Here is a 9,533-nt window from a genome sequence, read left to right on the forward strand (position 1 = left end):
TTAATTTTTTATCTTGACAATCCTATCAATTTATTGTACACTACTCTAAGTGTGTTGGTCAAGCAAGGTGTATACCATTGCTAAAATTTATTTTTCGAAAACTCGAGGATAACTTATTTTCAGTTACTCCTAATGACAAATTTTGTTGGCTTGGAGCAACTGATGCAGAATCAGAAGGCACCTGGAAATGGGTAACTAACGAAAAATTGGAATTTACAAATTGGGATAGTTATCAACCTGATAATTATCAGGGAAATGAGAATTGTCTCGAATACTGGCCCCCGAAAACACAATGGAATTCAGGAACAGAATGGAAATGGAATGATAGCGATTGTTCTAACTCCAAAGTTTCACTTTGCGAATGGGAATCACCATTACCGTCTCAGTACACCCTGACCGTCACGAAGTCCGGCAACGGCTCCGGCAGCGTAACAAGCGCAGACGGCAAGATCAACTGCGGAAGCACATGCTCTGCATCGTACAACACCGGCACGACCGTGACATTAACCGCAACAGCAGACTCCGGCTCAACATTCGGCACCTGGACGGGCTGCGATACCACAAACGCTAACACTTGCACGGTAAACGTAACCTCAAGTAAAAGCGTGACCGTCACCTTCACATCAGGTTGCACCAGTACCACAAGGGGGCTGAAGTACGACTTCAACGGCGATGGCATAGACGACATCCTCTGGCACAACAAGACAACGGGCATGGTATACATCTACCTCATGAAGGAGGACGGAACGGTACTCACACACGGGACACCGGGGACGGTTGACAACCTGACCTGGAAGATCGAGGGCGTGGGCGACTTCAACGGCGACGGCAAGGCTGATATCCTGTGGCAAAACTCAAAGAGCGGTCAGGTTGGTATCTGGCTTATGGATGGTGCCTCAGCGTCAGGCAAGGGCTCGCCCATAACGATGTCAGACCTCAACTGGCACATCAAGAAGGTTGGAGACTTCAACAAGGACGGCAAGTACGATATCGTCTGGCATAACATGACTTCAGGACTGTTGGTTGTCTGGTTCATGGACGGCATGGAGATAGCCGACAAAAAGGTGATTGGGCTAGTCCCCATGAGTGACTGGGATATTATTAAGTAGGCTCTTGGTAAATAGGCTTTCGGTAAATCCGGTAAGTAACTGTTAAGAGGATAGATGCACAACAAGGAGGTTGGTTACGGTGTTGGTAATCAGCCTCCTTGTCTTTTGTATAAGGTTTATTGACAAACTAATGAGTTCCTCTCTTGAGACCTCTGCTGTTATTTCATCCATTGGCAAAGTCAACTATCATGTCGGCTATCGTCTTTTTGACCTTTTGCACATAGACCAGTTCCTCCCTGAGCTGCTTCTCAAGCGTTGCAATCCTGGAATAAAACGGCGTCCGATCAAGCAGTTGTCCCTTGGTCTTCACGTCCTCGCCGTATTGTTGCACAAACTGTTGGCAACCATCCCACTGCTGCCTGCCCTTCGTCGGCGAATGCAACACCGCCGCTACACCGTGGATACGGCATATCAGCGGCCTGTGCTCATAGACAATGCAACGCCCCTGATGGTTCACCGGACACATGAGCCTCAGCATGTGGCTGTCATGCGGACGTCTGGCCACCTGCAGACGGTAGGTCTCGGCATTCTGCAATACGGCCTCGACCAATTGTTGATCTGTGATCTCAGCCAGTCCGCGAAACAGATAGTACTCCTCGATCAGTGTGTAGTGGTAAAACACGGTCGTGCAACAGTTGTCATCGCACCCGTCACAACCAAAGCCGTTATAGACACCCTGCATGTGGGCATACTGCTCGTCGATTTCCAGATATATTTCGCCCAGCTTATCCATAAACGGAGTCAGGTCATTTGCCGCCATTACAGTGTCCCCTTTGTGGAGGGCACGCCCTCGACCCGTGGATTCTTGGCGACGGCCACGGAGAGCGCCCGCGCAAATGCCTTAAATATGGCCTCGTATATATGATGGGCGTCCCTGCCGTAGTGCAGTATGATGTGCAGGTTACACAGGGCGTGATTGCTCAGGCCCCTGAAGAAGTCCTCAAAGAGTGATACCTGCAGGTCCTTGAGCGTACCGAGGGTCTCCTTGACGTGATATACCAGGTATGGCCGTCCGCTGAGGTCAATGACCACCTCCGCCAGCGACTCGTCCATCGGGATGATTGCCGTGCCGTAGCGATTGATCCCCTCCTTGGTGCCAAGCGCCTGTGACAGCACCTGCCCGATGGTGATCCCTATGTCCTCCATCAGGTGATGGTAATCAACCTCCGTGTCGCCCCTGGCCGTTATGTTGATGTCAAACAGGCCGTGTTTGGCCATGAGGTTAAGCATGTGGTTGAGAAACGGTATGGGGGTGTCGATGTGCGCCTCTCCGCTGCCATCGAGGTCTATTTCGACGCTGACATCCGTCTCCGTTGTCTCTCTGTGTGTCTGTGCCCTTCTGTTCATTCAGATACTCCTATCTTGCTGTTTTTTCAGTGCCTTGTCCGCCTGTGCTGTTTTTAATCGCTCGGTGCTTTCCGCTATTGCATCGTTGGTGGTTGGTGATGATAACTGAATTATTCTTGCCTTAATGTTGAACTAAAATACTTATACCAACAACGCTATTTCCTGTTTTAGCCTTAGCCAGTCGTAGCGCTATCATAACGTCTCTTAAGGTTTTTCCATATCCTATGCTACTGTACAATCCTGTTTTTTCTTTATACACACTTTGTATTGTATGGAGAAGTGTATTGTCAAATCTATGTTTAAATAGTATGTTATCACCCTCTGCAAAGATTATAGAGTTATTATTTCGTGTTGATCTATATATTATCTTTTTAAGCTTTATGATAGCTTCACGTAAAATATTACTTCTCAGTTTTACCTCTCCCTCATCTTTATCTGACATGGCAAACGCAGTCTCAAGGTAATCACCAGTTGCATCTCCATCGAATCCGAAATAAAAGATGGTGTTATCTTTTTCTTTATGATCGACGTCGTGAATTTCAATAAATTTACCACTTTGATCCAAGAAAGGTAATAGTGTATTGATAGCGAACTTGATGAACGTTATTGCCAACTGTGCAGACAGGTGTGATTGGGTTGCCAGCAGCTCTTGATTTTGTCCTTCTTCAGGGTTAGGGTGGGCTATGTTGTTACGAATTCCACTCATCAACTTTGTCAAATTTTCCAAGACTTCTTCATTTATAAAGTATTTTTCTTTACTTGCACATAGTTTTTTGATTTCTCCTAACTTGACACCCAAAGTTTCTTTCTCTATGCTTGCATTATTTGCAATGTTTAAGATTATATTTACGACCTCTTCAATACCGGCTGAAAAAGAGAAGACCGAATGGCGATAGTTATAACTTTCCCCTGTTGCTTCTGCAATAAGCCTTGAGTTTATACCAGAGAGCAAGGATGAACGCAAGTGCTCTAAGTTGAAATTTGCAGGAAGTAATTGTTTCATGTTTTCTGTAATGTCGTTAATAATCTGGCGATGTCTAAGAATTTCGGTGTAATTGAATCGCCCAAACTTATCAAAGCCCCTGATTGATGGAAGTTTGCTATATTTGATGTCAAGCCCTTCGGCCTCTAATTGTTCGTAGAATAGCGTTGACTGTCTTTGTCTTGTTGCCGGGTCTTTAGAAAAACTGACCTCCAGCGAATAGACATGCTCGATGTCAAGAACATATGCAAATATAGCTAAGATAGTCTTTAATGACGAAACACCTCCAGATATATCAACATAATAGTATTCATTATAAAGGGGGTTTACTATTGTTTGCAATTGTTCCACAATATCGTCGAACCGCTTGACGTTTTCAACTTCTAATTTGGCCACATGATGCACTATTGCCGTTGTGGAAATACTGTATTGCTCCAGAGTTTCCTGCCATTTCTCAGCAGTATTAAATAGCGCACTGAGGGACTGTTCCGTGTGAAAAATATGTATCTGGTGAAATATAACGTATGCGTTCTTAGTATTAGACCTCAATTCTAGTGTTGCACGTATAATGGCATTGATCATCGTGTAAATGTTCATATTACCAGCCATGATTAATTTAAACCTATACTCTTTATTTTCCATGTTACGAAACTGATTGGTCTATCACTGTCATATATATATATTATACATCATAAGAACTCAAAACACAAATATCCGCAGCAATTTAGATGATAAAGCAGACAATGAGAATTGATAAACTATGGAACTTCTACCTAACCCTCAACCTAACCACCCAACCCCTTATGGGGTCAAGGGGGCTGGCCCCCTTGCAGGGGAGGTCTGAGGAGGGGGCGGAGCCGCCCTCCTTCTTTCTTGCCTAACACTCATCCACGGTGGTGGGGCATTTCCTGTTCTTGTAGAACTCGTAAAACAGCAACGGGACCGCTATGAGCGTCAATAACGTGGCAACCACCGCCCCGGTCATCATGGAAATGGCAAGGCCCTGAAAGATCGGATCGAAGAGCATTACGAGGGAGCCTACCAGGACGGCCAGCGCAGTCAACGCAATTGGCCGAAACCTCACCGCACCGGCCTTGATGATGGCATCCTTGAGATTGCCGGATTCGTTCCAATCGACCTGGATGAAATCGACCAGGAGTATCGAGTTCCTGACGATTATCCCGGCCAACGCTATAAAGCCTATCATGCTGGTGGCCGTAAAAAACGCACACATCATCCAGTGCCCGGGCAGGATGCCAACGAGCGTAAGTGGAATCGGTACCATTATTATCAGGGGCGTGATGAAGTTCTTAAACCATCCCACAACCAATACGTATATCAACACGAGCACAACGCCAAAGGCTATTCCCATGTCCCTGAACACATCATAGGTTATCTGCCACTCGCCATCCCACTTCATCGAGTACGTCTTGTCAAGCCAGGGCATACCGGAAAAGTACTGTTTAAGCTCGTACCCTTCGGGGAGTTTTAACCCTTTGATGACATCCTTCATCTTGAGGATCACGTATGCGGGGCTTTCCTCTTTGCCTGCCACGTCGGCGGTGACGTATGTGACCCGCCTGAGGTTCTTGTGATAGATGGTCTTGTCCTCGGTCTCCTTTTTGATACGTACCAGTTCCATCAGCGGTAACAACGTGCCGTTTTGCGAAGGCACCGTGATGCCCTCCAGGACACTGAGGCCTGACCTCTTTTGCAGTGTGGCCTGTAACACCACCTCCACCGGTTCCTTGTCGGTCTCCGAGTGCAGGAGCCCTACACTCATACCGCTTAGGGTTGTCCTCATCGTACCGGCAATGGCCTCGGCACTGACGCCACTGCGGGATGCCTTGTCCATGTCGGTTTCAAAGACATACTTGACCTGGTCGTCCTCCACCATCCAGTCTACGTCAACAACGCCATCGGTCTTTTTGAAGATTCCCATAATGTCCCTGGCGATTTCGATCTGTCGTGTCGTGTCGGGACCGTAGACCTCGGCCACTAGCGTGCTCATTACGGGCGGGCCGGGGGGGATTTCCGCAATCTTTATGTTGGCGCCATAGCGGGCGGCTATCTCACCGAGCGGGGCGCGGATACGCTTGGCTATGTCGTGACTCTGGGCGGTACGCTTGCTCTTGTCGAGCAGGTTTATCTGGATGTCGGCCATGTTGGCACCCTGACGCATGTAGTAGTGTCTGACCAGACCGTTGAAGTTAAACGGGGCAGACGTCCCTATGTACAACTGAAAGTCCATGACCTCGGCAACGGTCTTTATGTATTCCGACAGGGCTCGTGTGACCTCGGCTGTTTTTTCAAGCGTGGTGCCCTCTGGCATGTCTATGATCACCTGCAACTCGCTTTTGTTGTCAAACGGGAGCATCTTGACGGTCACCAACTTCAGCGGCAATAGCGATACAGCTCCACCCAGAAGCGACAACACTGCCAGCAGGGCAGCATATCTATAGAGGCGATGCTCAAGGAGCGGTTTCATTATTTTTTCATAGAGCGATAACATTCCCTGTCCTTCGTCGTCCTGTTCCGGGGAATTGTGGGAGTCGTGCTTAACGTTTTTGAGTACCATGTAGCCCATCCACGGGGTCACGATAAAGGCGATCAGCAGGGAGAATATCATGGCGTATGAGACGCCAACCGGGATTGGTCTCATATACGGCCCCATCAGACCACTGACAAAGGCCATCGGCATAAGGGCGGCGATCACGGCAAATGTGGCCAGGATCGTCGGATTACCCACCTCATCCACGGCTGTTACGGCACTGCTTACGCTTGCCCCGTGGAGTTTGAAGTGTCGGTGGATGTTCTCCACGACCACTATGGCATCGTCAACAAGTATGCCGATTGAAAAGATCAGTGAAAAGAGCGTCACGCGATTTAGCGTATAACCAAAGAGGTAGTTTATCAACAGCGTAAGGGCCAGCGTCACCGGAACGGCCACCGCCACCACGATCGATTCCTTAAATCCAAGAGTGAAGGCTATCAGCAGGATTACCGAAAACGTTGCAATTAAGAGGTGCTCCAGTAGGGAGTCGGACTTTTCCTTTGCCGTTTTGCCGTAGTCGCGTGTCACGGTGACGTTGATGCCATCAGGGATGAGCCAACCCTTTAGGTGTTCCACTTTTTCGATGGCCTGTTCGGCAATTGTGGTGGCATTTGCCCCCTTGGTTTTTGCCAGGGCTATTGTGACGGCGTTTGAGAGGCCGGGGTGATTTGCCCGTGCCCCGTGGCCCATAAAGACGTAACTGGATGGTTCACCAGGGCCGTCCGTGACATCGGCCACGTCTCTCAGATAGACGGCAGAGCCGTTATGGACACCTACAATGATGTCTCTGACGTCCTGTGCTGATTGCAAGTTCTTGCCGGTTTCAACTACGTACTCCACGTTGTCTTGCTGGAACACCCCGGAGGGGATCAGTACGTTTGAGTTCTTGAGCGCATTGATTATATATAGCGGTGACAGTCCATATCCCTTGAGTCTTTCCGGGCTGAACGTCACCCTGAGTTGTCTCGTCTGTCCGCCGGTGACGTATATTTCGGCGACGTTGTTGTCTTTCTTGATTTCATCCGCAACCTGCATGGCAACGCGTCTCAACTGATAGGCGGAGTACTCGTCGCTTGAAAGCGTCAGAGACACTATCGGCACCTCGTCAATGGACTTGGGCTTGATCAATGGCCGTGAGACACCTGCGGGGATTTTGTCGAAGTTGGCGGCGAGTTTTTGATGAAGTTTTACGGAGCTTTTTTCGGTGTCTTCACCGACGTAGAACCTGACTATGGCCAGCGTGAAACCGGGTCTTGTCACCGAGTAGACGTACTCCACACCCGTGATTTCGGAAAGAACCTTCTCCATCTGGTATGTGACAAGCTGTTCCATCTCCCTGGCAGACGCCCCCGGATAGCTGACCATGACATCAAACATTGGCACCACTATCTGCGGCTCTTCCTCGCGCGGGGTCACGGAGACGGCAAACAACCCCATCAGCAGAGAGGCAAAGACAATTAACGGCGTGAGTTTTGACTTTATAAACGAAGCCGCTATCTTGCCTGATATCCCCAGGTGTTGCATGTCCTACTTTGTACCCTCAGTGGATGTTGCCCCTGTCCCGGAAATCGTCCCACCGTCGATGGCATTGCCCACACCGCCTACGACTACCTCATCGCCCTCATTCAGCCCGGAGAGCACCTCAACGGCGGCCTTGTCCGTATAGACCTTGCCGGCCTTAACCATCCGGAAACTTACAACACCCTCCTTGCTGACGGTGTAAACGCCGGTCAACTGACCCTTCTCCACCACTGCGGTCTGCGGCACCAGGATGACCTTGCGCATACCGCCGGGGATATCAACTCTGGCATTAAAGCCACTTCTAACGCCCCTAACGGCTACGGATATCTTGATGATAAACGTCCTGCTGGCAGCGTCTACCTGTGGGCTGACCTCGGACACGGTACCCGTGTCACTGCTGCCCAGGGCATCTATATGGATGTTGACCTTCTGCCCGATGGCTACGTGATTATACATGCGTTCATCGAGGCTCAGGTTTATCGTGTAGTTTCCAGCCTGTTCAATCGTTATAAGGGGCATCCCCGGTGCGGCCATCGTTCCGGCTTCAACCATCTTTTTGACTATAACGCCGTCAAAGGGGGCTGTGATCTTCGTGTAGCCAAAGTACACCTTTACTTCGTTAATGGCGGCCTCGGTACGTCCAATCATCGCCTTTGCCTGCTGCACCGACAGGGCAGCCATATTGCGCTTGCCATCGACTTCGTCAAACTCCTGGGCAGTCAGTACCTTCTCTACATAGAGTCGCTTGTAGCGTGTGTAGGTGATATCGGCGAGGCGTTTTGTCTCCAGCGCCATATCGTGGGCGACCTTCGCCTCGGCATGTGCGGCCTGTGCCTGTGCGAGCTTTTTGGCAAACTCCGTATCGTCTATTTCGATCAGGACTTTTCCGGCCCGTACCGTGTCGCTTTCTTTGACGTGGATGGCCTTTATCTGACCCATTACGCGGGCCGATAGCACGGTGATGTTCTCCGCCCTGACCGTGCCGCTGCTCTCATAGACGTCCTGCACCTCCGTGGCTGCAACCTTTTCCGTTGTGACGCCTTTTACAACCGGACGGGAGACCTTCTCTGTTGTTTCATGTTTGGTCTTTTCACATGAAGTCAGCAAAACTATTATCACAAGTAATATAGTAACCTTCGAGTTAATTAAATACAAAGTACGTGGCATTTTTACGGGGTCAAGGGGGCCGTGACCCCTTGCAGGGGGTTCTGAAGGGGGGCGGAGGGGGTGGGGCACGATTTTCTCGCAGCGGGTCGCACCCGCCCCTGCCACAAACAGCCCCTTTCTTTTTGTATTGCACCGAATCGAAACGCGCTGTAAAAATACCTTATGTCTTAACATTGCCGCTATCTCCTCTGTATATCAAAAACATTTAAAATTCTCCCGGCATAAAACTCCAGTGTCGCCAGTGCTATGATGTGTTGCCCCTTCGCCGCGGCAACATCTGCACTGGCCTTGTCCGTAGCCGCCTGCACGTCCAGCAGGGAGACCATCGGGGCCATGGCATTGGCGTATCGCTTGGCCGTAAGCCTCAGTCCTTCCTCGGCAGCGCTCAGGGCATCCAGCGCCAGGGCCAGCTTCTTTTCGCTCTCCACGACCCCAAGATAGGCGTCATAGACCTCAAACCCGGCCTGTTTCCTCAGTCCCTCCAGATACTCTGCCGCCTCTTTGGCCTTGTACCTGGCCTTTGCTATTTCGTGCTCACGCTTGAGGCCGTCAAATACGTTTATCCGCATAAACGCCATAAGCTGATAGCTATCCCCGTCGGAGCCAAACGGTATGTTGCGATCGTTGAACTGATAGTTGCCACCCACACCGATCAAAGGCAGATATTCGGCCTGTGCCATTTTTATCATTTTTTTTGCCGTTTCGTTATTTTTTTCCATGGAGAGCACGTCGGCCCTCCTGGCAGCGCCGGCGTTGTATTCCTCATACGGAAGCAGTTCTATGATGATATCCTCATCCACAATGCCATACGGCTCGCTTGAACCAATCATGAGGCCCAGGAAGCGTTTTGAGG

General features: G+C 49.7%; 8 protein-coding genes and 1 pseudogene. 2 read left to right on the top strand and 7 right to left on the bottom strand.

Annotated features, from left to right (window positions below; translation table 11 throughout):
- Positions 1 to 77: 77 nt before the first annotated feature.
- Positions 78 to 566 (top strand): annotated as a pseudogene (locus HWQ67_RS20470) (lectin-like protein); the annotation flags it as partial.
- A gap of 39 nt (positions 567 to 605) precedes the next feature.
- Entirely contained in the window at positions 606 to 1,109 is a 504-nt protein-coding gene (locus tag HWQ67_RS20205) for an FG-GAP repeat domain-containing protein (protein WP_052567101.1), read from the top strand.
- A 42-nt stretch (positions 1,110 to 1,151) separates the two neighbouring features.
- On the opposite strand, the gene HWQ67_RS19890 is transcribed toward HWQ67_RS20205, so the two are convergent.
- The 7 genes from HWQ67_RS19890 to HWQ67_RS08135 form a co-directional block, all read right to left on the bottom strand.
- Complete coding sequence (locus HWQ67_RS19890; RefSeq protein WP_255317176.1) at positions 1,152 to 1,280, bottom strand: hypothetical protein; 129 nt, start codon at positions 1,278 to 1,280, stop codon at positions 1,152 to 1,154.
- Positions 1,273 to 1,869: a YkgJ family cysteine cluster protein gene (locus tag HWQ67_RS08110; protein WP_218252182.1), complete on the bottom strand. Its 597-nt coding sequence runs from the start codon at positions 1,867 to 1,869 to the stop codon at positions 1,273 to 1,275. Before HWQ67_RS08110 ends, HWQ67_RS19890 begins: the two co-directional genes overlap by 8 nt.
- On the bottom strand, positions 1,869 to 2,456 hold the full coding sequence (gene hisB, locus HWQ67_RS08115) for an imidazoleglycerol-phosphate dehydratase HisB (RefSeq protein ID WP_218252183.1): 588 nt from the start codon (positions 2,454 to 2,456) through the stop codon (positions 1,869 to 1,871). Before hisB ends, HWQ67_RS08110 begins: the two co-directional genes overlap by 1 nt.
- Positions 2,457 to 2,577: 121 nt before the next feature.
- Positions 2,578 to 4,080, bottom strand: a complete 1,503-nt coding sequence (locus tag HWQ67_RS08120) for a mCpol domain-containing protein (RefSeq protein ID WP_218252184.1) — start codon at positions 4,078 to 4,080, stop codon at positions 2,578 to 2,580.
- A 235-nt stretch (positions 4,081 to 4,315) separates the two neighbouring features.
- Complete coding sequence (locus tag HWQ67_RS08125; protein ID WP_218252185.1) at positions 4,316 to 7,516, bottom strand: efflux RND transporter permease subunit; 3,201 nt, start codon at positions 7,514 to 7,516, stop codon at positions 4,316 to 4,318.
- A gap of 3 nt (positions 7,517 to 7,519) precedes the next feature.
- Positions 7,520 to 8,620 carry an efflux RND transporter periplasmic adaptor subunit gene (locus HWQ67_RS08130; RefSeq protein ID WP_218252186.1) on the bottom strand — a complete coding sequence of 367 codons (1,101 nt, stop codon included), beginning with the start codon at positions 8,618 to 8,620 and terminating at the stop codon, positions 7,520 to 7,522.
- Between the two features lie 239 nt (positions 8,621 to 8,859).
- Positions 8,860 to 9,533 (bottom strand): TolC family protein (locus HWQ67_RS08135; RefSeq protein ID WP_218252187.1); only part of this gene is annotated, 674 nt, incomplete at its 5' end.

It is taken from the genome of Candidatus Magnetobacterium casense (assembly GCF_019173545.1).
GTDB classification, from domain to species: Bacteria; Nitrospirota; Thermodesulfovibrionia; order Thermodesulfovibrionales; family Magnetobacteriaceae; genus Magnetobacterium; species Magnetobacterium cryptolimnobacter.

What these genes read in the sequence shown, in the direction of transcription:
- hisB (WP_218252183.1), bottom strand. Translation starts at nt 2,456, where the DNA reads ATGAACAGAAGGGCACAGACACACAGAGAGACAACGGAGACGGATGTC.
- HWQ67_RS08120 (WP_218252184.1), bottom strand. Translation starts at nt 4,080, where the DNA reads ATGGAAAATAAAGAGTATAGGTTTAAATTAATCATGGCTGGTAATATG.
- HWQ67_RS08110 (WP_218252182.1), bottom strand. Translation starts at nt 1,869, where the DNA reads ATGGCGGCAAATGACCTGACTCCGTTTATGGATAAGCTGGGCGAAATA.
- HWQ67_RS08125 (WP_218252185.1), bottom strand. Translation starts at nt 7,516, where the DNA reads ATGCAACACCTGGGGATATCAGGCAAGATAGCGGCTTCGTTTATAAAG.
- HWQ67_RS19890 (WP_255317176.1), bottom strand. Translation starts at nt 1,280, where the DNA reads ATGGATGAAATAACAGCAGAGGTCTCAAGAGAGGAACTCATTAGTTTG.